The 18,714-nt window shown below is 59.2% G+C and carries 18 protein-coding genes; 11 read left to right on the top strand and 7 right to left on the bottom strand.

What is annotated here, in order from left to right; genetic code table 11:
- Positions 1-229: 229 nt before the first annotated feature.
- From cobU to ccoP, 5 genes are all read left to right on the top strand, one after another.
- Positions 230-751 (top strand): bifunctional adenosylcobinamide kinase/adenosylcobinamide-phosphate guanylyltransferase, encoded by a 522-nt coding sequence (gene cobU, locus DXT96_RS05400; protein ID WP_153513744.1) that lies wholly within the window; start codon positions 230-232, stop codon positions 749-751.
- 240 nt (positions 752-991) lie between these two features.
- Positions 992-2,614 carry a cytochrome-c oxidase, cbb3-type subunit I gene (ccoN, locus tag DXT96_RS05395; RefSeq protein WP_153513743.1) on the top strand — a complete coding sequence of 541 codons (1,623 nt, stop codon included), beginning with the start codon at positions 992-994 and terminating at the stop codon, positions 2,612-2,614.
- Between the two features lie 10 nt (positions 2,615-2,624).
- Positions 2,625-3,356 (top strand): cytochrome-c oxidase, cbb3-type subunit II, encoded by a 732-nt coding sequence (gene ccoO, locus DXT96_RS05390; protein ID WP_153513742.1) that lies wholly within the window; start codon positions 2,625-2,627, stop codon positions 3,354-3,356.
- Positions 3,357-3,368: 12 nt separating this feature from the next.
- Positions 3,369-3,521: a CcoQ/FixQ family Cbb3-type cytochrome c oxidase assembly chaperone gene (locus DXT96_RS05385; protein WP_006316283.1), complete on the top strand. Its 153-nt coding sequence runs from the start codon at positions 3,369-3,371 to the stop codon at positions 3,519-3,521.
- Between the two features lie 3 nt (positions 3,522-3,524).
- Positions 3,525-4,388, top strand: coding sequence for a cytochrome-c oxidase, cbb3-type subunit III (gene ccoP, locus DXT96_RS05380; protein ID WP_153513741.1), 864 nt, complete (start codon positions 3,525-3,527; stop codon positions 4,386-4,388).
- 39 nt (positions 4,389-4,427) lie between these two features.
- Here the strand turns inward: ccoP and DXT96_RS05375 are convergent, their stop codons facing one another.
- From DXT96_RS05375 to DXT96_RS05365, 3 genes are read right to left on the bottom strand one after another with little or no spacing between them, the layout of a single operon-like run.
- Positions 4,428-4,886, bottom strand: a complete 459-nt coding sequence (locus tag DXT96_RS05375) for a VOC family protein (RefSeq protein WP_153513740.1) — start codon at positions 4,884-4,886, stop codon at positions 4,428-4,430.
- Positions 4,887-4,902: 16 nt separating this feature from the next.
- Positions 4,903-5,259: a VOC family protein gene (locus DXT96_RS05370; RefSeq protein ID WP_153513739.1), complete on the bottom strand. Its 357-nt coding sequence runs from the start codon at positions 5,257-5,259 to the stop codon at positions 4,903-4,905.
- Positions 5,260-5,270: 11 nt separating this feature from the next.
- Positions 5,271-5,675 (bottom strand): SRPBCC family protein, encoded by a 405-nt coding sequence (locus DXT96_RS05365; RefSeq protein WP_153513738.1) that lies wholly within the window; start codon positions 5,673-5,675, stop codon positions 5,271-5,273.
- Between the two features lie 119 nt (positions 5,676-5,794).
- Here DXT96_RS05365 and ccoG point away from each other — a divergent pair, with 119 nt between their 5' ends.
- From ccoG to gndA, 5 genes are all read left to right on the top strand, one after another.
- Positions 5,795-7,378, top strand: a complete 1,584-nt coding sequence (gene ccoG / locus DXT96_RS05360) for a cytochrome c oxidase accessory protein CcoG (RefSeq protein WP_153513737.1) — start codon at positions 5,795-5,797, stop codon at positions 7,376-7,378.
- Entirely contained in the window at positions 7,375-7,875 is a 501-nt protein-coding gene (locus tag DXT96_RS05355; protein ID WP_153513736.1) for a FixH family protein, read from the top strand. The genes ccoG and DXT96_RS05355 overlap by 4 nt, the downstream gene beginning before the upstream one ends.
- On the top strand, positions 7,872-10,160 hold the full coding sequence (locus DXT96_RS05350) for a cation-translocating P-type ATPase (RefSeq protein ID WP_153513735.1): 2,289 nt from the start codon (positions 7,872-7,874) through the stop codon (positions 10,158-10,160). Before DXT96_RS05355 ends, DXT96_RS05350 begins: the two co-directional genes overlap by 4 nt.
- Positions 10,157-10,315, top strand: a complete 159-nt coding sequence (ccoS, locus tag DXT96_RS05345; protein WP_149897586.1) for a cbb3-type cytochrome oxidase assembly protein CcoS — start codon at positions 10,157-10,159, stop codon at positions 10,313-10,315. The genes DXT96_RS05350 and ccoS overlap by 4 nt, the downstream gene beginning before the upstream one ends.
- A 164-nt stretch (positions 10,316-10,479) precedes the next feature.
- On the top strand, positions 10,480-11,910 hold the full coding sequence (gndA, locus tag DXT96_RS05340) for an NADP-dependent phosphogluconate dehydrogenase (protein WP_174372561.1): 1,431 nt from the start codon (positions 10,480-10,482) through the stop codon (positions 11,908-11,910).
- A gap of 69 nt (positions 11,911-11,979) precedes the next feature.
- Here the strand turns inward: gndA and DXT96_RS05335 are convergent, their stop codons facing one another.
- From DXT96_RS05335 to DXT96_RS05325, 3 genes are all read right to left on the bottom strand, one after another.
- The gene (locus tag DXT96_RS05335) at positions 11,980-12,306 is read right to left on the bottom strand and encodes an RcnB family protein (protein WP_149897588.1); all 327 of its coding nucleotides are present in this window, start codon (positions 12,304-12,306) and stop codon (positions 11,980-11,982) included.
- A 188-nt stretch (positions 12,307-12,494) separates the two neighbouring features.
- Positions 12,495-13,526 (bottom strand): L-glyceraldehyde 3-phosphate reductase, encoded by a 1,032-nt coding sequence (mgrA, locus tag DXT96_RS05330; RefSeq protein WP_153513734.1) that lies wholly within the window; start codon positions 13,524-13,526, stop codon positions 12,495-12,497.
- Positions 13,527-13,629: 103 nt separating this feature from the next.
- On the bottom strand, positions 13,630-16,128 hold the full coding sequence (locus DXT96_RS05325) for a glycoside hydrolase family 2 protein (RefSeq protein ID WP_194287549.1): 2,499 nt from the start codon (positions 16,126-16,128) through the stop codon (positions 13,630-13,632).
- Between the two features lie 488 nt (positions 16,129-16,616).
- Between DXT96_RS05325 and DXT96_RS05320 the strand changes: the two genes are divergently transcribed.
- Positions 16,617-17,669, top strand: coding sequence for a LacI family transcriptional regulator (locus DXT96_RS05320; protein ID WP_153513732.1), 1,053 nt, complete (start codon positions 16,617-16,619; stop codon positions 17,667-17,669).
- A 21-nt stretch (positions 17,670-17,690) separates the two neighbouring features.
- Here DXT96_RS05320 and znuA read toward each other — a convergent pair whose 3' ends face one another.
- A complete protein-coding gene (gene znuA, locus DXT96_RS05315) occupies positions 17,691-18,668 on the bottom strand; it encodes a zinc ABC transporter substrate-binding protein ZnuA (RefSeq protein ID WP_153513731.1) in 978 nt (325 codons plus the stop codon).
- Between the last annotated feature and the right edge of the window lie 46 nt (positions 18,669-18,714).

The raw sequence follows: 18,714 nt of genomic DNA, 5'->3' as shown, positions 1-18,714 counted from the left end.
AGCCTTCTTCGAAGGACCGGTGTTGCCGGCATCCGGAGTTGTCATAGCTCTGATATGTCTCGCATCGTGCGGACAGGTTTTGACGCCTCCGGTCCGGTATCAGCGGCAGTCCGGCATGAGCAACCGGGGAACGCCTTTTTCTACGAATCGTTCCCTTCATGGCCGCCTGTCTCCGGCTTGCGACAATGCAAAGACGCCGGTCCGTTTCATTTCCTCATTCAGGTTTCCGATGACAGATAAAAACCGCTCCGTTTTCATTCTTGGCGGCGCGCGCTCCGGCAAGTCCCGTTTTGCGGAAGAGGTTGCGGTAACGGTCGGCGGAAGCCTGCATTATCTGGCCACCGGCAGGCCATGGGATGAGGAGATGCGTGACCGCATCGGCCATCATCAGGCGCGGCGCGGCGGCGAGTGGACCACCCATGAAGCGCCGGTCGATATTGTCGCGGTGCTGCAGCGCCTCGACCGACCGGACAATGTCATCCTCATCGACTGCCTGACATTGTGGCTCACCAATCTGATGATGGAAAATGCCGATATCGAGGCCGCCTTTGACGTTTTGGTGGCGGCAATCGCATCGGCTAAAGCGAAGGTAATCCTCGTTTCCAACGAGGTCGGTCTCGGCATCGTGCCGGAAAACCGTATGGCGCGTGAGTTCCGCGACCATGCCGGGCGGCTGCACCAGCGCATCGCCGCCATTGCCGGTGAGGTTTATTTCGTCGCCGCCGGGTTACCCTTGAAGATGAAGGGCTGAGTCTGGCCCTGCAAAAGACGGTTGCCGTCACTCGTTAGTGCTTTTGCGCTTACGCAATTCTTCCGGCAACGCCGCTGCCTGTTTTGTCGGGGCTGCGACAGCTTTGCTTTCTTGATCTGGATCAAGGTGGCGTTCTCCCGCCGGTGGCAATGCTGCAACCGACGCAAAGGCGCGTTTCCGCTCTCCCAGGCGCATACCCTGCCTTTCGTCGGTCGGCTTGCACGTTGGGGGAAACCAACAATGAATTACACGTTAGAAACCGCGATCGTGGCCCTCGGGGCCTTTCTCGCGTTGCTCGGGGCAGCCTTTGCCCATGACAGTCTTTTCGCCGCCCATATGTGGGTGCTGTTCTTTACACTACTGGTCAGCACGGTGCTTCTGCTGCGCCGCGTTTCCTTCGCGCCCGCCGATCCGGCCGCGCGCGCCCGCCTCCAGTCGGAATATTTCGACGAGGTTGTGAAATACGGCGTCATCGCCACCGTTTTCTGGGGTGTCGTCGGTTTTCTGGTTGGGGTGGTGGTTGCGCTTCAGCTCGCCTTTCCCGATCTCAACATCGCGCCCTATTTCAATTTCGGCCGGATGCGGCCCTTGCACACATCGGCGGTGATCTTCGCTTTCGGCGGAAATGCGCTGATCGCGACGTCGTTCTACGTGGTGCAGAGAACCTGTCGCGCGCGCCTGTTCGGCGGTAATCTCGGCTGGTTCGTTTTCTGGGGCTACAACCTCTTCATCGTCATGGCCGCGACAGGCTATCTGCTCGGCATCACGCAGGGCCGTGAATATGCCGAGCCGGAATGGTATGTCGATATCTGGCTGACCATCGTCTGGGTCGCCTATCTCGCCACCTTCCTCGGCACCATCCTGAAGCGCAAGGAGCCGCATATCTATGTGGCGAACTGGTTCTATCTCGGCTTCATCGTCACTATCGCCATGTTGCACATCGTCAATAACCTGGCGGTTCCGGTGTCATTCCTCGGCGTCAAGAGTTACTCGGCCTTCTCGGGCGTGCAGGATGCGTTGACGCAATGGTGGTACGGCCATAATGCCGTCGGCTTTTTCCTGACGGCCGGCTTCCTCGGCATGATGTATTATTTCATTCCCAAGCAGGTGAACCGCCCGGTCTATTCCTACCGCCTGTCGATCATCCACTTCTGGGCGTTGATCTTCATGTATATCTGGGCCGGCCCGCACCACCTGCACTATACGGCGCTGCCGGACTGGGCGCAGACGCTCGGCATGGTGTTTTCGATCATGTTGTGGATGCCTTCCTGGGGCGGGATGATCAACGGCCTGATGACGCTTTCGGGCGCATGGGACAAGATCCGCACTGACCCCGTCGTGCGCATGATGGTGATGGCGGTGGCCTTCTACGGCATGGCGACCTTCGAAGGTCCGATGATGTCGATCAAGGCCGTCAACTCGCTCAGCCATTATACCGACTGGACCATCGGCCACGTGCATTCGGGCGCGCTTGGCTGGAACGGCATGATCACCTTCGGCGCGATCTATTACCTGACGCCGAAACTCTGGGGCAGGGATCGTCTCTACAGCCTGCAACTGGTCAACTGGCACTTCTGGCTCGCCACGCTCGGCATCGTCGTTTACGCCGCCGTCATGTGGGTGGCCGGCATCCAGCAGGCGTTGATGTGGCGCGAATATGATAGCCAGGGCTTCCTCGTCTATTCCTTCGCGGAATCGGTCGCGGCCCTGTTCCCCTATTATGTGATGCGTGCACTGGGCGGTCTGATGTTCCTCAGCGGCGCACTGATCATGGCCTACAACGTCACGATGACCATCCTCGGTCATCAACGCGAGGAGGGCGTCCGCAAGGATGCCGCACCTTCGCTGCAGCCCGCTGAATAAGGAGAGGCCGATGTCCATACTCGACAAACACGGCGTCATCGAACGCAATGCCACGCTGCTTCTGGTCGGTTCCCTGTTGGTCGTCTCGATCGGCGGCATCGTGGAAATCGCACCGCTCTTCTACCTCGAAAACACCATCGAGAAGGTGGAGGGCATGCGCCCCTACACGCCGCTGGAACTGGCCGGGCGCAACATCTACATCCGCGAGGGCTGTTACGTCTGCCACAGCCAGATGATCCGGCCGTTCCGCGACGAGGTGGAACGTTACGGGCATTACAGCCTGGCGGCGGAATCCATGTACGACCATCCGTTCCAGTGGGGCTCCAAGCGCACGGGTCCGGATCTCGCGCGCGTCGGTGATCGCTATTCGAACGAATGGCATGTGCAGCATCTGGCCGATCCGCGCTCGGTGGTGCCGGAATCGATCATGCCGTCCTATGCGTTCCTGAAGACCACGTCGCTGAAGATCACCGATGTTTCGATGGAGATGAAGGCGAACCGTGCCGTTGGCGTGCCCTATAGCGACGAGATGATTGAGAAGTCGGCCGCCGATCTTGCCGCACAGGCCGACCCGAATGCGGATTCGTCGGAACTGCTGGCGCGTTATCCCAAGGCAAAGGTCGGCGATTTCGACGGCGATCCGGCCAAGCTCACCGAAATGGATGCGCTGGTCGCCTATCTGCAGATGCTCGGCACGCTGGTCGATTTCTCGACCTATGACGATGCCGCCGGATACCGGTGAGGAGAGAAAGCCATGGAAACCTACACGGCCATGCGCCACTTCGCCGATAGCTGGGGCCTGCTTGCCATGACCCTGTTCTTTGCCGGTGTCGTTGTTTTCACTCTTCGCCCCGGCTCCAAGAAAGCCGCGGACGATGCCGCCAGCATTCCGCTCAGGGAGGACTAGGATATGTCCGAAAAACACATTGATGACATCAGCGGCGTCGAAACCACCGGCCATGAATGGGACGGTATCCGCGAGCTGAACAACCCCATGCCGCGCTGGTGGGTCTGGACCTTCTATTTCACGATCCTCTGGGCAATCGGCTACACCATCGCCTATCCGGCTTACCCGCTGATATCGGGTGCCACGAAAGGGTTGCTCGGCTGGAGCAGCCGTGGCGAAATCGCCGCCGAAATCGCGGATGCGAAACAGGCGCAGAGCGTTTATGTCGATAAAATCGCCAATTCGTCGCTTGCCGACATTCAGGCCGATCAAACCCTGATGCAATTTGCCCTTTCCGGCGGTGCAGCCGCTTTCAAGGTGAATTGCATTCAGTGTCACGGTTCTGGTGCGGAAGGCGGGCAGGGCTATCCCAACCTCAACGATGACGACTGGATGTGGGGCGGCAGCGTTGACGACATCTACACGACGGTGAAACACGGCATTCGTTTTGCCGAAGATGCGGATACGCGAGCTTCGGAAATGCCGGCGTTCGGCGACATTCTGAAATCGGATGAAATCCGCGAAGTTGCCGCCTATGTCGTCAGCCTCACCGGCACCCCTTCCAACCCGGCTTTGGTGGAACCCGGCAAGCAGCTTTTTGCCGACAATTGCGCCTCTTGCCACGGCGAGGACGCCAAGGGTAACCGCGAGTTCGGCGCGCCCAATCTTGCCGATGCGATCTGGCTGAAGTCTCACGGCGAAGAAGGCATCGTCTCACAGATTCGGTCGCCCAAGCACGGCGTCATGCCCGCCTGGGGTGAGCGTCTCGGGGATACGACAGTCAAGCAGCTGGCGATCTTCGTGCATTCGCTTGGTGGTGGCGAGTGAAGCGAGCAGAATTTAAGAAGGGCGCCGGGGGCGCCCTTTTTATTGTTCAGATGAGGCGTTTTCCGCCCGTCCATCCGGATATTCGGCTGGTCCCTTCAACTCGATCTTGTTGCCGAAGGGATCACGGAAATAGAACGAATGTCCCATGCCTCTCGCGCCGCCGTGAAAGGCTTCCTGTTCTATCTTGACGTTAAATTTCGCCAGGTGCGCGCGAAGCGCATCATGGTTCAGAGGACCGGTCGCTATGCAGATGTGATCGACATTACGTCCTCCGGCGACAGGCGGAGCAGCCTTTGTGCCACCGGGGTGCGTGGCATCCCAAAGCACGATCAAGGCGTTTCCGCACCAGACTTGCTCCATCCCGAGAGCAGGGTAAGAGTAACCATCCCTACACCCCAGCACGTTCCGGTAAAAATCGAGCGCCCGCGTCATGTCGTCGACGATGAAGACAATATGATCGATACCGACCAGCAAAAAAGGCGGCGTTGTCAAAGTCATGGCGGGCTCCTGCCGATCAGTTTTTCGACCAGACGGCCAGTTCGTATCCATCCGGATCGGTGAAATGAAAGCGGCGTCCGCCCGGAAACTCGAATAGCGCGACGCTGATCTGTCCACCGGCCGCCTCGACGCGACGCTGCACATCTTCGATATCGGTGGCGTAGAGAATGACGAGCGGTCCGCCCTTGGCCGAAACGGGCGCGGTGGTGGTGAAGCCGCCCGTCAGGCGGCCGTCGGAAAACTCGCAATATTGCGGACCGTAATCCTTGAAGGTCCAGCCGAATGCGCCGCCGTAAAATTCCTTGCTGCGTTCGATATCGGCGACGTTGAATTCGACATAGTCGATGCGTCGGTCGTTGGTATTCTCTGTCATCGTTTACTCCATCAATCCGCTTCGAGCAGCGTCTTTAGCGTTTCGAGATCGGCCGTGATCGCGCGCGCGTCCTGTTCGAAAGCCTCATCCGTCATGCCCTGAAGGCGAAGCAGCGTGAAGCTGACTTCCGAGCCGCCGCCGTTCGGGGTCACCCGCAAGGCGTTATAGACCTTCACGCCGTCAGGCAATGTGACGACATGGTCTATGACGCCGAATTCATTGGCGGGTGCGAAATTGACGCGCACCTCACCGAGCGGTCCGCCCTGCGCGATCCAGTCTTCACCGTCTGGTTTCAGGCCGCCGGCAAGACCGGCGGCCCAGAGCGGCATGTTCTGCGGATCGGCGGCGAAATCATAGACATGGCTCCATGGTTTTTCGACCGACAGATGAATGATTCTCGATTGCATGACAGGCATCTCGTCCTCCCTCTGCGGCGCGGTCCCTCCCTGCGCCACTTTGTCGTCACTTGATGTAAGTCAAGGATGTTTTGCCGGTGAGGTGGGAGAAAGCAAGGAGATAAAAATGGACTCCTATCATGAACATCTATCGCGCCGGACAGGATCGCCCGCAACAGCCCGTCGAAAGGCTGGAGGCGGAAGCCGTCAATTCGGCAAAAACGCGCAAACCGCTCTACGAAGCGCGCAAGAAGATTTTTCCCAAGCGCGCTGAAGGCCGGTTCCGGCGGTTCAAATGGCTGGTGATGCTGGTCACGCTCGGCATTTATTATCTGACGCCATTTTTGCGATGGGACAGGGGACCTTATGCCCCGGATCAGGCCGTGCTGATCGATATCGCCAACCGGCGCTTTTATTTCTTCTTCATCGAAATCTGGCCGCAGGAATTCTTCTTTGTTGCCGGGCTGCTTGTCATGGCGGGGCTGGGGCTGTTTCTAGTCACATCAGCCGTCGGGCGCGCATGGTGCGGTTATACCTGTCCGCAGACCGTCTGGGTCGATTTGTTTCTGGTCGTCGAACGGGCAATCGAAGGCGACAGGAACGCCCGGATGAAACTGGATGCAGCGCCCTTTACATTTGGCAAATTGCGCAAGCGCGTGCTGAAACATGCAATCTGGCTGGTGATCGGCGTCCTGACCGGCGGCGCCTGGATTTTCTACTTTGCCGATGCGCCGACGCTGGCAATGCAGTTCATGACCGGGCAGGCGCCGATGATTGCCTACTCGACCGTCGCCACGCTCACCGCCACCACCTATGTCTTTGGCGGGCTGATGCGGGAACAGGTGTGCACCTATATGTGTCCCTGGCCGCGTATTCAGGCGGCGATGCTGGATGAGAATTCGCTTGTCGTCACCTATAATGACTGGCGCGGCGAACCGCGTTCGCGGCATGCCAAAAAGGCCGTCGCAGCCGGAGAGAGCATCGGCGATTGCGTCGATTGCAACGCCTGCGTCGCGGTCTGTCCCATGGGCATCGACATCAGGGACGGGCAGCAGCTGGAATGCATCACCTGTGCGCTCTGCATCGACGCCTGTGACGGGGTGATGGACAAGATCGGCAAGCCGCGCGGGCTGATCGCCTATGCGACGCTCTCCGAATATCAGTCCAACATGGCGCTGGCGACCGGCAACGGTGAGCACTCCATCCGCCCAGCCAATGTGCGCGAGGAGGACGGCAGCTTCAAGAGGAGCATCCGCCACTTCGACTGGCGCATCGTCTTCCGGCCGCGCACGCTGCTTTACACGGTAATCTGGGCCGCCGTCGGCATTGGCCTGCTGGTAGCGCTGGTGACGCGCGAGCGGCTGGCGCTGAATGTCCTGCATGACCGCAATCCGCAATATGTGCTGGAATCGAATGGTTCGATCCGCAACGGCTATACCGTCCGCATCCTCAACATGGTGCCGCAGCCGCGCACCATGAGCCTGACGATAGAAGGCCTTCCGAATGCGGTGATGAAGATAAACGGCATGGCGGATACGGCGGCGCGCGCCTTTGAGGTGACGGTGGAGCCGGACGAGGCGACGACGCTGAAGGTGTTCGTCACCCTGCCGGGCGAGGACGTCGCGCGGGCAGCGGAAAATTTCGAATTCATCGTCAGCGATACGGCCGGCCACGAGACGGCCCGTTACGATGCGGTCTTTAATGCTCCGGGAGTGAAAAAATGACAGTGAATAATCGCCAAGCATCCGGCTTTGTTTTCACCGGCTGGCACATGCTCGGTGTCATGGTGCTGTTCTTCGGCACCATCATCACCGTCAACATGATCATGGCCTGGAACGCGGTTACCAGCTGGAGCGGGCTTGTCGTGCCCAACACCTATGTGGCCAGCCAGCAGTTCAATGCCAAGGCCGAGGCCGCCAAGGCACGGGCTGCAACCGGCATCAAGGGTAGGCTCGTGGTAGATGAAAAGAGCGTGCGTTACGAGGTGTTTCATGCTGAGAGCGGCCCCGTCGAGACCGATACTGTGACGATGCATTTCCGCCGGCCGGTTGGCGAACATCAGAATTTCGACATGGAGCTGAAGCCGGTTTCCACCGGTGTGTTTACGGCCGCGCATGACATGCTGCCGGGCCAGTGGATCGTCGAGGTCACGGCCATCAGGGACGGCCGGATCATCGTGCATGAGGGCACGCGGATCGCCGTTATCAGGGGGCGTTTATGAGCTGCTGCGCACCGGGAACGGAGGGTTCGCTGCAACTCGGCGAGACGGTCAATCCGCCGTCGTCAGAGGAACTGATGCTGGCGAGCCGCGATCTTGGGCAGGGGTTGCGCCAGACCGATCTCAGCGTGCCGGATGTTTATTGCGGCGCCTGCATCACAACCATCGAGACAGCGCTCGCCCGTCTCCGCCAAGTGGAGCGGGCGCGGGTGAACCTGTCGTCCAAACGTGTGGCGGTTGTCTGGAAGGAAGAGATCAATGGTGTCAGGACCGATCCCGCCGACATTGCCCGTACAATCCTGTCGACGGGATACCGCACACATCTTTTCGCCAGCGGACAGGATGCCTCGGACGCGTTGCGCTCGCAGCTGATAAGGGCGGTGGCGCTGTGCGGATTTGCATCCGCCAATATCATGCTGCTGTCAGTGTCCGTCTGGTCCGGGGCCGATGCGGCGACGCGTGACATGTTCCACTGGATTTCGGCGATGATCGCCGCGCCGGCGCTGATTTATGGCGGCCGTTTCTTTTATCAATCGGCCTGGAATGCGCTGAAGCACGGCCGCACCAATATGGATGTGCCGATCGCGCTTGCCATCACGCTCTCCTATGCCGTGTCGTTGTGGGAAACCATACACCATGGCGAACACGTCTGGTTCGATGCGACCGTGTCGCTGCTGTTTTTCCTGCTGATCGGCCGCACACTGGATCACATCATGCGCGACAAGGCGCGCTCTGCCATTGCCGGGCTTGCGCGACTTTCACCGCGCGGAGCGACCGTCATCGGTGAGAACGGAACGCGTGAGTATCGCCAACTCGGTGACGTGCAGCCCGGTATGTCGATTGCGATTGCGCCAGGCGATCGGGTGGCGGTGGATGCTATGGTCATAAGTGGCAGCAGCGATCTCGACATGTCCATCGTCAATGGTGAAAGCGCGCCGCGCCGCGTTACGGCAGGCGACAGCTTGCAGGCCGGTACGCTCAACCTCACCGGTTCGCTCACCGCACGTGTGACCGCCTCGGCCAAGGATTCCTTTCTGTCGGAAGTGATCGGATTGATGGAGGCGGCCGAAGGCGGGCGGGCGCGTTACCGCCGTATCGCCGACCGGGCCGCAAGCTATTATTCACCCGTCGTGCATCTTCTTGCGCTGGTGACATTTCTTGGCTGGGGCATTTTCGGCGGCGACTGGAAACAGGCGATGCTGATCGCCATTGCGGTGCTGATCATCACCTGCCCCTGTGCGCTCGGCCTTGCCGTTCCCGTCGTGCAGGTAGTGGCGGCTGGAAGGCTCTTCCGGCACGGCATCATGGTCAAGGAAGGCTCGGCCATGGAACGACTGGCCGAAATTGATACTGTGCTGTTCGACAAGACAGGCACGCTGACCGTTGGCAAGCCGAGACTGGTCGAGACAGATGTGAAACCCGCCACCATGGCGATTGCGGCTGGGCTCGCTGCCCATTCGCGCCATCCTCTCTCGAAAGCCTTGCATGCCGCCTATAATGGTGCCTTGCCGGCCTATGAAGTGGTACGGGAAATACCGGGGTCGGGTGTTGAGGCGGAGACAGAAGCCGGAACCTACCGGCTCGGCAATCGCCGTTTCGCGTGCCCCGATGAGGTGGGGATCGACAATGGCGATGCGCGGTCGGAAGTGGTGCTGTCACTTGATGGTCGGCATCTGGCGAGCTTCGGCTTCGAGGATAATCCGCGCGCGGGTGCGGTTGCGGCTTTGCGTCATCTCTCAGTGCGGGGCCTTGTGCAGGAAATCGTCTCTGGTGACCGGGCTGCTGCCGTCAGCGCCATGGCGCAGCGGCTGGGGATCGGCAACTGGCGTGCGGACCTGTCGCCGAAGGACAAGGCGGCGCGCTGCGCCGAGCTGGCTGCTGAGGGTCGGAGGGTGCTGATGGTGGGAGACGGTATCAACGACGCGCCGGCGCTTGCCGCCGCGCATGTTTCCATGGCGCCCGCCACCGCCGCCGATATTGGCCGGCAGGCTGCCGATTTTGTGTTCATGCAGGAGGATCTCGATGCCGTGCCCTTCGCGATTGAGACATCGCGGCGGGCCGGAAAGCTTATCCGGCAGAACTTCGCCCTCGCCATAGGCTATAATCTCGTTGCCGTGCCGATCGCGATTGCCGGCTATGCCACGCCGATGATCGCGGCCATCGCCATGTCGACATCGTCGCTGATTGTCGTCGCCAATGCCTTGCGCCTTGCCGGTGCGGTTGACACTGTCCGTCCTCAAAATGAAGCGAACGCAGGATTTGCGGGCGAGGGGGCGCAACTGGCATGAACATGCTGATCTATCTCATTCCGGTCGCATTGTTCCTCGGCGCGCTGGGGCTTTTCGCCTTTCTCTGGTCGGTTCGTTCAGGCCAATATGACGATATGGACGGGGCGGCCTGGCGGGCGATAGATGACGGCGACGATCATCCCCGGCCTTCTTAAACGGGAAGCGCAAATGTCAGCCCTGGACCGGCCTCGACCTGTCGCAAATATGCAAAGCTGACTTGCGTCATCAAAATTTAATCGTTTCAGTCGCCCCTAGCCTTGCCGTTTGCCTATTACAGTGCCACAACACGACCACCTAAAAGCAAGATGGAGGCACATCCGTGGAACAGGCAGAAATCGGTTTGATCGGTCTCGGCGTCATGGGCTCGAACCTGGCGTTGAACATCGCGGAAAAGGGCAACAAGATTGCCGTATTCAACCGAACCCCGGAAGTTACACGAAAATTCTACGCCGATGCGGGCGAACTGCAGGGCCAGATCATTCCCTGCGAAACCATCGAGGAATTCGTCGCCGCCATTCGCCCTCCGCGCCCGATCATCATCATGATCAAGGCCGGCGATCCGGTCGACCAGCAGATGGAAATCCTGAAACCCCATCTCGCCAATGGCGACATCATGATCGACGCCGGTAATGCCAATTTCCGCGATACGATCCGCCGTTTCGACAATCTGAAGGATAGCGGCCTGACCTTTATCGGCATGGGCGTCTCCGGCGGTGAAGAAGGTGCGCGTCACGGACCTTCGATCATGGTCGGTGGCACCGAGGACAGTTGGAAGCGCGTCGAAAAGGTGCTGACCTCCATTTCCGCCAAGTATAATGACGATCCGTGCGTGGCATGGCTCGGCAATGACGGCGCCGGCCATTTCGTCAAGACCATCCATAACGGCATCGAATATGCCGACATGCAGATGATCGCCGAAATCTACGGCATCCTGCGTGATGGCCTTGGCATGAGCGCTGCCGAGATCGCCGATGTGTTCGCCGAATGGAACAAGGGCCGTCTCAATTCCTACCTGATCGAAATCACCGAGAAGGTTCTGCGCGCCGCCGATCCGATCACCGGCAAGCCGATGGTCGATCTGATCCTCGACAAGGCCGGCCAGAAGGGTACCGGCAAGTGGTCGGTCATCGAAGCGCAGAACATGGGCGTTGCCGCAACCGCGATCGAGGCTGCCGTAGCTGCCCGTATCCTGTCCTCGCAGAAGGACGAGCGTGAAGCTGCCGAAAAGATCTTCGGCCTGCCGACCCTCGCAGCGACACCTGCCGACAAAAAGGCCTTCATCGCCGATCTGGAAAGCGCGCTGCTGGCCGCCAAGGTCGGCGCTTATGCGCAGGGCTTCGCCATCATGTCGGCGGCATCGAAGGAGTTCAACTGGAACCTGCCGATGCCGACGATTGCCCGCATCTGGCGCGCCGGCTGCATCATCCGCTCGGAATTCCTCGATGAGATCACTTCGGCCTTCACCAAGGACCCGCATGTGGCCAACCTCATCGTGACGCCTGCCTTCTCCGGCATCGTCAAGGATACCGACGCGCCGCTGCGTCGTGTGGTTTCCTACGCCGTCCTGTCGGGCCTGCCGGTTTCGGCGCTGGCTTCGGCACTCGGTTATTTCGATGCCTATCGCCGTGGCCGCGGCAGCGCCAACCTCATTCAGGCGCAGCGCGACTTCTTCGGTGCGCATGGTTTTGAACGCACCGATGGTGTCGACAAGCCGCACGGCCCATGGGGTAGCGGCGCCGACAGTTTCTGATCGGCTGAGACGATAAATGACAAAAGGCCCGCGTAAGCGGGCCTTTTTTATTCCATCCGGTGCCTTGGATCAGCGGGCGGCGGCGAGGCCGACGATGAGGCCGCTCACAGCGTTGATAAGCAGGAACTGGTTGTCGACGCGTACCCAGCGCTGGTCACGGCGCGGCTCGGCAAGACGGTAACGGCGATAATCACGGCGATCCACCATCTGGCGGCGCTCACGGGCCGAGAGGCGCTGGCCACGATCCCAGCGGTGCTTCTTGACGATGACTTTCTTGGTGGTGATCTGACGCTCGACGGTGACGCCGCGGTGGCGATCGTCGTGACGGCTCTGCGCCTGAGCCATCGGAGCTGCAAGAACGGTGGCTGCCAGAAGAATGGTGACGAACTTTTTCATGGAAGTTTCCTCTCGGGTTTCGATGAGAAGAACTTACGAATAAACGAATGAACGGAAACTGAATTTAAAATTACATTTATGTAATGGTTGTTAATGGTTAGGGGAGGAAGTTAATCTTTTATTTTGAGATTTTTGGCTCAGTTTCGGAGCGAGCAGGCCGCCCGGCGGACCGGGCGACCGTTTCTGTATCAGACCCGTTCGGCGGATTTTGCCCAGAGGTTGATATCCGCATCCTTGGCGTAACCGTCGATTTCCGCAAGCTCCTCGGTGGAGAACTCGGCATTGTCGAGCGCCTTCACGCAATCCTCGACCTGTTCGACACGGCTTGCGCCAATCAGCGCCGAGGTGATGCGGCCGCCACGCAGCACCCAGGCAATCGCCATCTGCGCCAGCGTCTGGCCGCGTCGCTCGGCAATGCGGTTGAGCGCGCGGATGTTTTCGACATTGCGTTCGTTGAGGAAGGCCGGGTTCAGCGACTTGCTCTGCGATGCTCGGCTGCCATCCGGCACGCCGCCCAGATATTTTGTCGTCAGCATGCCCTGCGCCAGTGGTGAGAAGACGATGGAGCCGATGCCCAGCTCTTCCAGCGTATCGACCAGACCGTCTTCCTCGATCCAGCGGTTGATCATCGAATAGCTCGGCTGGTGGATGATGCAGGGCGTGCCGAGATCTTTCAGGATGGCGGCGGCCTCGCGGGTGCGCTTCGAATTATAGGACGAGATGCCGACGTAAAGCGCCTTGCCCGAGCGCACGATCTGGTCCAGCGCGCCGCAGGTTTCCTCAAGCGGTGTGTTGGGGTCGAAACGGTGGGAATAGAAGATATCGACGTAATCCAGCCCCATGCGCTTCAGGCTCTGGTCGCAGGAGGAGATCAGATATTTGCGGCTGCCCCATTCGCCATAGGGGCCGGGCCACATGTTGTAACCGGCCTTGGAGGAGATGATCATCTCGTCGCGATAGCCGGCAAAATCGGTCCTCAGGATTTCACCGAAGGCGGTTTCGGCGCTACCGGGCGGCGGGCCATAATTATTGGCGAGATCGAAATGGGTGATGCCGAGATCGAAGGCACGGCGGCAGATGGCCTGTTTCGTCTGGTGCGGCGTGTCGTTGCCGAAATTGTGCCAGAGCCCCAGCGAAATCGCCGGCAGTTTTAGGCCGGTCTTGCCGCAATGATTGTATTTCATGGACGCGTATCGGTTTTCGGCCGGTTGCCAAACCATGGGTCTTCCTCCACTTGCTGATGACTGGCTGCCGGAGAACCCGGCAACCCTTTGAACCGATGAAGACAGGCGCGGGCGCACCTGTCATTCCCGAGAGGGATGGTTATGCCTTTCGCCGCATGGTTTCAATGCCGGGATTGGGCGATGATTGGCAGGTATGAAGATCGAAGATGCGGAAATGCGGCTGGGGGCCGTCCGCCTTCGGTGTGAAGATGATGCGACGCGTTTCGCCGGCGGAAAGATCGAAGAGGTTGTCGGAGTACCTTCCCGGCTGGTCTGCCTCCAGCATGACGAAGAGGGCGAGACCGGCAGCGGTGACATCGATTTCAAACTGGCCGTTTTTCAACGGGCCGACGGAAAGTTCCAACCCGGCGGGCTGAAGCTCCAGCGCCTTGTAGGTGTCGCGCACATGATGGCCTTCACCGGTCATGCCGTTGGAGGCAATGAAGCTCCACGCAAGGATGGCGCCATCCGGCAGGCTGTCCATGTCGATTTCAGTCAGCGTCGCGGCCTTATCCGTCGCGCATGTGCCGTTGGCGGATTTCAGCGGCACGCGGTTGCCGTCCATGGTCAGCGCAACGATGTTCATGTCGATCTCGACGTCTTCCGCCGTGTCGTTGACCATGGAAAAGCTCACCTGTCGTCCATCCCTGGAGGGAATGGCCGAGACCGTGACCGGCTGGAAAAAGCGGCGAGTAGCATAATGCAGCGCCTTCCAGCCGCCGCCATAATCGAGGCTCGACCACGAGGCGACCGGCCATGTGTCGTTCAGCTGCCAATAAAGCGTGCCCATGCAATGGGGCTTTAATGAGCGCCAGTAATCGACAGCCGTGCGGATGGCCAGCGCCTGCTGGACCTGGCTCAGATAGACGAAGTTCTCGAAATCCCTGGGGAAGCGGAAATAACGGAACATGGTGCCGGCGATCCGTTCATTGCCGCCGACATTCTTCTGGTGCAGCTCGATGACCGGGGAGGCGATGTTCATGTCCCTGTCTTCCGCATAGGTGCGGATGACGGGCATGGATGTATAGGACTGGAAACCGAATTCGGAGCAGAAACGCGGTTTGACCGACCGGTAATTGTCGAATGACTTGTTCTCGTGCCAGACGGACCAGTAATGCATGTCACCGGAACCATCGGCATGCCAGGCATCGCCATAATCGAGATAACCGGAGGCGGGGCTGGAGGGCCACCAGAGCGCTTCGGGGGCGGCTTTTTTCAGGGCTCTTTCGATAGTGCGGTTCAGGCGGTCGTAGGCGACGAGATAACGGTCGCGATTGTTGCGGGATTCATCGAACCAGGTCAGCGCCCCCACCAGCTCATTATCGCCGCACCAGAGCGCGATGGAGGCATGCGAGGACAGGCGTTTCACCTGATAATCGACCTCGTGTTCGACATTGTCGAGAAAGTCTTCGCTGCAGGGATAAAGATTGCAGGCGAACATGAAATCCTGCCAGACCAGCAGGCCGAGACGATCGCAGAGATCGTAGAACCAGTCTTCCTCATAAAATCCGCCGCCCCAGACACGGATCATGTTCATGTTGGCCTCGACGGCGGAGCAGAGGAGGTCTTCGGTCTTTTCCCGGCTGGTCAGCGAATAAAGCGCATCTGATGGAATCCAGTTGGCGCCACGGCAGAAGATTTCCCGGCCATTGATGCGGAAGGCGAAGCGGCTGCCGGCCTCATCCTTGTCCGTCAGCAGTTCGATGGTCCTGAAGCCGATCTGACGGGTGACGGTTTCGTCGGGCAATTCTACCGCGAGCGTATAGAGCGTCTGTTCGCCGCTGCCCGCTGGCCACCATAGCGCGGGGTTCTCCACGAAGAAGACGTGGCGCACCACCGTCTCGCCTGCGCCGACACCACAATCGAGCCGCAGCCTTTCATCGTTGAGGGAGAGATAGACCGGCAGGCTTGCCGGGCCTTCGGCAAAAAGCGTGACGGCCACATGCAGCTCGACGCCGCCTTCGACATGGTGCTGCGAGGTGACGACATGCTCGATGCGGGCCGTATCGAGGCGCTTCAGCAGGATTTTGCCATAAAGGCCGAGCGGCGCAATGGCGATGTTCCAGTCCCAGCCGAAATGGCATTGCGGCTTGCGCAGCATGTTGCCATTGGCGATCGGCGAATTGCCCGGGTGATAGGGAATATAAAAGGGCTGCCGCGCCTGTCGCTCTGCGCCGGCCACGATGTTGGAATGGAAATGGATGCGGATGGTGTTCTCGCCTGGCCGCACGGCGCGCGAAATATCGGGGCGGTAACGGCGGAAACAATTGTCGGCGCTCAGGACCGGGATATCGTTGACGAAGACGATGGCAACGGTGTCGAGATAATCGATATCGAGATACCAGCTGGCATCGGCCTCATCGAGGATGAATGTGCGCTCAATGATCCAGTCCCGCTGCGCCACCCATTGCACCGCGTTTTCATTGGCACCGTGATAGGGGTCGGGAATGATGCCGGCGTTTTTGAGCGCGGTATGAATATCGCCTGGAACGGAAAGCTCGGTGGCATGATCTCCGTCCACCGATGTGAGGCGCCAGAGCCCGGCCAGATCGATGGTGGTTTCGGGCGTGGAGGAAGAGATCATGTTCGGACCCTGCATATATGAATTCGAAGAAGACAGGCCGGCATTATGAAGCAGGCTTGTGTCAGAATCTGGGGGAACTGGATGCCGGCAAAACGGCTTTTGCCGGTTCGCTCCGCTTCACAATTTCCTCTCTCCGGCAACGTTACCGTAAAACAAACGTGCCGTCATGCCTTTGATTGCCGACTTGTGAGGTTAAAAGCGTCCGTCATCAACGCTACACGGTGAGGAAGTGGTCTTGTTTTTATAATTCGATATTTTTGATTTATATATCAATTAATTATGTTTATTTTTTAATTTAAATAATTAAGTTTGGTATGTTGAAGAAACATGGGTTTCATGGCTGCAGGAGCGGTCTCATGGGCGGAAATATTTTCTGCACCTGCATCGTTATAGCTGAATCGAGGCATGATCGGATGAGACCGAACTGTGCGAAGGGACGTTTGCCTTTGCAACAGCGCAAAAGCTATCTATGATTATCGTTCGGTAAAGCGTGGCGAAATGACATGAACGATACTGGTAAATCCGGCGGAGGCGACATCCCCGCGACGACGGGCGAGCGCCCGACCTTGAAGACCATTGCCTATATGACGGGTCTTGGCATCACCACGGTGTCGCGTGCATTGAAGGATGCGCCCGATATCGGCGCCGAGACCAAGGAGCGCGTGCGGCTGATCGCCCGGCAAATCGGCTACCAGCCGAACCGCGCTGGCGTGCGGCTTCGTACTGGCAAGACCAATGTCATTGCGCTGGTGCTGAGTGTCGATGAAGAGCTGATGGGTTTCACCAGCCAGATGGTGTTCGGCATCACCGAGGTCCTCTCCAGCACGCAATATCATCTCGTCGTCACGCCGCATATCCACGCCAAGGATTCCATGGTGCCGATCCGCTATATTCTCGAGACCGGCTCGGCGGATGGGGTCATTATTTCGAAAATCGAGCCGAACGATCCGCGCGTGCGTTTCATGACGGAGCGCAACATGCCCTTCGTCACCCATGGGCGTTCGGATATGGGCATCGAACATGCCTTTCACGATTTCGACAATGAGGCTTACGCCTACGAGGCAGTCGAGCGGCTGGCGCAATGCGGGCGCAAAAGGATTGCCGTGATCATGCCGCCATCGCGATTTTCTTACCACGATCACGCGCGCAAGGGGTTCAATCGGGGGATCAGGGATTTCGGCCTTGCCGAATTTCCCATCGATGTCGTCACAATCGAGACGCCGCTCGAAAAAATCCGTGATTTCGGCGAGAGGCTGATGCAATCGGATGATCGCCCCGATGGTATCGTGTCGATCAGCGGCAGCAGCACCATCGCGCTGGTGGCGGGCTTTGAAGCGGCGGGTGTCAAGATCGGTGAGGATATCGATATCGTCTCGAAACAGTCTGCCGAGTTCCTGAACTGGATCAAGCCGCAAATCCATACCGTCAACGAGGATATCAAGCTGGCGGGCAGGGAGCTTGCGAAAGCCCTTCTGGCGCGCATCAACGGCGCACCGCCGGAAACCCTGCAGAGCGTCAGCGAGCCGGTCTGGTCTTCCATGGCGCCGAAGCCGTAAGGAGCCCGGCGCCGTTCCGGATCAGGACAGGCAATCCTTCAGTGAGCCGGCAATGCCGCGCATCAGCTTGAAATAGAGGTCTGGACCGGGCTCCAGCGTTGCCGCTTCCGGATCGAGCGTCGCAGACTTCGCCGCCGTGCCTTCGGTGATGACCGAGATCAGTTTCGGCTCGAATTGCGGTTCGGCGAAAACACAGGTTGCGCCCAGTTGACGAACCTTCTCCTGCATCTGTTTGACGCGATCTGCGCCGGGCAGGGTCTCGGGGCTGACGGTGATCGACCCCGCCGTCTTCACGCCATAACGATGCTCGAAATATTGATAGGCGTCGTGAAAGACGATGAACGGCTTCTCCTTGATCGGCTTGACCGTTTCAGCCAGTTCCGTGTCGAGTGCATCCAGATCGTCGATCAGCTTTTTGGTGTTGGCCTGATAGGTTGCGGCATTGCCGGCATCGGCCGCAATCAATGCGGTTTCGATCGTCTGCGCCATCGCCTTGGCGTTGGCCGGATCGAGCCAGAGATGAGTATCATAAGCGCCGTGCTCATGGTCGTGGTCGCCGTGGTCATGGCCATGGTCGTGGGCCGCCTCGCCATCCGCATGGTCCTCGTGGCCTTCTTCGCCATGGTCGTGTGCCTCGAAGGGGCCGCCTTCACGGAAAGGCAGCTTTTCCAGACCCTTGGCATCTTCCAGTTCCACCACCGTCGCCTTGCTGGCCAGTGCCTCCAGCGGCTTTTCCAGGAAAGCTTCCAGCCCCGGCCCGACCCAGAATACCAGATCGGCCTTTTCCAGCCTGCGAGCATTGGATGGCCGCAGATTATAGGTATGCGGCGAGGCAGCACCTTCGACGATAAGCTGCGGCTCACCCACGCCGCGCATGATGGCCGCGACGAGGGAGTGGACGGGCTTGATCGAGACCACGACATCGGGCGCGGCTGTGGCGCCCGAAGCGGCGGCCGCTATTGCCACCGACGCCATGAGCGGGATCAGGATCGATTTCATGAAATGCACTCCACTTGAAGAAGTATAGTTATGTTATTACATTTAT

This window comes from Agrobacterium sp. ICMP 6402 (assembly GCF_009498615.1).
In the GTDB taxonomy this organism is placed as follows: Bacteria; Pseudomonadota; Alphaproteobacteria; order Rhizobiales; family Rhizobiaceae; genus Agrobacterium; species Agrobacterium burrii.
Note: the sequence above shows the minus strand (reverse complement) of the source record. Positions and strands in the feature narration are given on the sequence as shown.

What these genes read in the sequence shown, in the direction of transcription:
- ccoS (WP_149897586.1), top strand. Translation starts at nt 10,157, where the DNA reads ATGAACATGCTGATCTATCTCATTCCGGTCGCATTGTTCCTCGGCGCG.
- cobU (WP_153513744.1), top strand. Translation starts at nt 230, where the DNA reads ATGACAGATAAAAACCGCTCCGTTTTCATTCTTGGCGGCGCGCGCTCC.
- ccoG (WP_153513737.1), top strand. Translation starts at nt 5,795, where the DNA reads ATGAACATCTATCGCGCCGGACAGGATCGCCCGCAACAGCCCGTCGAA.
- DXT96_RS05365 (WP_153513738.1), bottom strand. Translation starts at nt 5,675, where the DNA reads ATGCCTGTCATGCAATCGAGAATCATTCATCTGTCGGTCGAAAAACCA.
- mgrA (WP_153513734.1), bottom strand. Translation starts at nt 13,526, where the DNA reads ATGGTTTGGCAACCGGCCGAAAACCGATACGCGTCCATGAAATACAAT.
- DXT96_RS05320 (WP_153513732.1), top strand. Translation starts at nt 16,617, where the DNA reads ATGAACGATACTGGTAAATCCGGCGGAGGCGACATCCCCGCGACGACG.
- ccoP (WP_153513741.1), top strand. Translation starts at nt 3,525, where the DNA reads ATGTCCGAAAAACACATTGATGACATCAGCGGCGTCGAAACCACCGGC.
- DXT96_RS05350 (WP_153513735.1), top strand. Translation starts at nt 7,872, where the DNA reads ATGAGCTGCTGCGCACCGGGAACGGAGGGTTCGCTGCAACTCGGCGAG.
- DXT96_RS05375 (WP_153513740.1), bottom strand. Translation starts at nt 4,886, where the DNA reads ATGACTTTGACAACGCCGCCTTTTTTGCTGGTCGGTATCGATCATATT.
- DXT96_RS05355 (WP_153513736.1), top strand. Translation starts at nt 7,375, where the DNA reads ATGACAGTGAATAATCGCCAAGCATCCGGCTTTGTTTTCACCGGCTGG.
- DXT96_RS05335 (WP_149897588.1), bottom strand. Translation starts at nt 12,306, where the DNA reads ATGAAAAAGTTCGTCACCATTCTTCTGGCAGCCACCGTTCTTGCAGCT.
- DXT96_RS05325 (WP_194287549.1), bottom strand. Translation starts at nt 16,128, where the DNA reads ATGCAGGGTCCGAACATGATCTCTTCCTCCACGCCCGAAACCACCATC.
- DXT96_RS05370 (WP_153513739.1), bottom strand. Translation starts at nt 5,259, where the DNA reads ATGACAGAGAATACCAACGACCGACGCATCGACTATGTCGAATTCAAC.
- ccoN (WP_153513743.1), top strand. Translation starts at nt 992, where the DNA reads ATGAATTACACGTTAGAAACCGCGATCGTGGCCCTCGGGGCCTTTCTC.
- ccoO (WP_153513742.1), top strand. Translation starts at nt 2,625, where the DNA reads ATGTCCATACTCGACAAACACGGCGTCATCGAACGCAATGCCACGCTG.
- DXT96_RS05385 (WP_006316283.1), top strand. Translation starts at nt 3,369, where the DNA reads ATGGAAACCTACACGGCCATGCGCCACTTCGCCGATAGCTGGGGCCTG.
- znuA (WP_153513731.1), bottom strand. Translation starts at nt 18,668, where the DNA reads ATGAAATCGATCCTGATCCCGCTCATGGCGTCGGTGGCAATAGCGGCC.